The organism is Hymenobacter wooponensis, assembly GCF_004745865.1.
GTDB classification, from domain to species: domain Bacteria; phylum Bacteroidota; class Bacteroidia; order Cytophagales; family Hymenobacteraceae; genus Hymenobacter; species Hymenobacter wooponensis.
In genome coordinates, this window is the sequence record NZ_SRKZ01000018.1 from 1 (window position 1) to 2,046 (window position 2,046).

Annotated in this window: 1 protein-coding gene; it reads left to right on the plus strand. The window is 51.4% G+C overall.

The genetic code is table 11. The features are described from left to right. Positions 1-110 precede the first annotated feature (110 nt). Positions 111-347, plus strand: coding sequence for a hypothetical protein (locus EU557_RS25315; protein WP_001676031.1), 237 nt, complete (start codon positions 111-113; stop codon positions 345-347). Positions 348-2,046 lie beyond the last annotated feature (1,699 nt).

A 2,046-nucleotide genomic window follows, 5' to 3' on the forward strand; every position in this document is an offset into this window, starting at 1 on the left:
TAAAATCCGCTCCCGTTCACCGTTTCTGGCTGTCTTTCAGCACCGCCAGCGCTTCATCGGTTCTGCTGTGTCTGGCAGACTGTGCGGAGTTATTCTGACGGGAGAATGCTATGAACAGACTGACAAACCTGACACCTGCAGAGAAAAAATTTCTTGATGATGCTATTGCCGCAGCTGAGAGAGCGTCAGGCAAAAAGCTAAATCAGCCGAACCGGCATATCGTCCTGAACAGAGCGCGTGCGCAGATTGAGTCGCAGCGTTACGCCGACCGCCAGCGTGCATTACGTGAGGATGAGCGGCAGCAGTCCGAGTTTGCCTGGTCACGTCCGCGCGCGCCGCGCCGCTGATTGCGCCTTTTGGCGGTTTAGTGGTGCTGACACTCCGAAATCGTCTGCCATTCACCCGCGTGCATAGCCATGCAGGTACGCAGAAATCATCAGGGGCGTTTTTTCTCGATATGGGCACAGAAAGGTGTATGTTTCAGGCCGGAGGCCTCAGAAACGCGCTGAGGGCGTTTGAGGCGGTGCGGCCAACGGATGTTATGTTTAATGTTGATAACAGGAGTAAGAGTGATGCTTACATTTATTGGTGTAGTGGTAGTCGCCGTTATTGCATTTAAATTATTTATGCTTTTTTTTAGTTCATCCGAATCTGCCGTCGAACGTGCTACCCGTAAATATATGGAGAACCCTACGAGTGCTAACTATAAAATAATGGTGGCTACACGCATGAGAAATGAGAAGAAAAGAGGGTGATATATGTTTGAGTTTATTGGTTTTTTATTTTTGCTTTTGGTGTGTTATGTCTTTATACAAATGGTTGCTGTCAGGGTGTTTCCTGAATATGGAGTACGGAAAGCGGAGGAACGATACCGTCGAAATCCATCAGCAGAAAATGAGGATCTGTTATGGAGAGCTAGAAGTCGTATAACTAAACGCAAGTAATGTTTCCTAAGTGTGTTGATAGGCAAACATGGTGGGGGTTACTACTCTCGGAGTTAATGATCTTCTTGTGATCCTGTCGTTTCAGTCGTAATCTCTTGCTCTGAAAACGAAAAAACCACCTGGGGAGGTGGTTTGATCGAAGGTTAAGTCAGTTGGGGAACTGCTTAACCAGGTAACTGGGTATACGAGACCGCAGATACCGAAACTGTTCTTTCAGTGTAGCCGCAGTCAGGCCCATACTTCAAGACCTCTGAATCTCTCTCTCGTATATCCCAGTTACCAGTGGCTGCTGCCAGTGGCGCTTTGTCGTGCTTTCTCGGGTTGGACTCAAGATGATAGTTACCGGGTAAGGCGCAGCAGTCGGACTGAACGGGGGGTTTGTGCATACAGTCCAGCTTGGAGCGAACTGCCTACCCGGAACTGAGTGTCAGGCGTGGAATGAGATAAACGCGGCCATAACAGCGGAATGACACCGGTAAACCGAAAGGCAGGAACAGGAGAGCGCACGAGGGAGCCGCCAGGGGGAAACGCCTGGTATCTTTATAGTCCTGTCGGGTTTCGCCACCACTGATTTGAGCGTCAGGTTTCGTGATGCTTGTCAGGGGGGCGGAGCCTATGGAAAAACGGCTTCGCCGCGGCCCTATCGCTTCCCTGTTAAGTCTCTTCCTGGCATCCTCCAGGAAATCTCCGCCCCGTTCGTAAGCCATTTCCGCTCGCCGCAGTCGAACGACCGAGCGTAGCGAGTCAGTGAGCGAGGAAGCGGAATATATCCTGTATCACATATTCTGCTGACGCGCCGGTGCCGCCTTTTTTCTCCTGCCACATGAAGCACTTCACTGACACCCTCATCCGTGCCAACATAGTAAGCCAGTATACACTCCGCTAGCGCTGCGTGACTGGTTCAGGGCTGCGCCCCGAAACCCGCTAAAACCACTGCCGCGCCTGCGGCTTGCCCAACGTCTCACGTCACCGGATTAAAATCCGCTCCCGTTCACCGTTTCTGGCTGTCTTTCAGCACCGCCAGCGCTTCATCGGTTCTGCTGTGTCTGGCAGACTGTGCGGAGTTATTCTGACGGGAGAATGCTATGAACAGACTGACAAA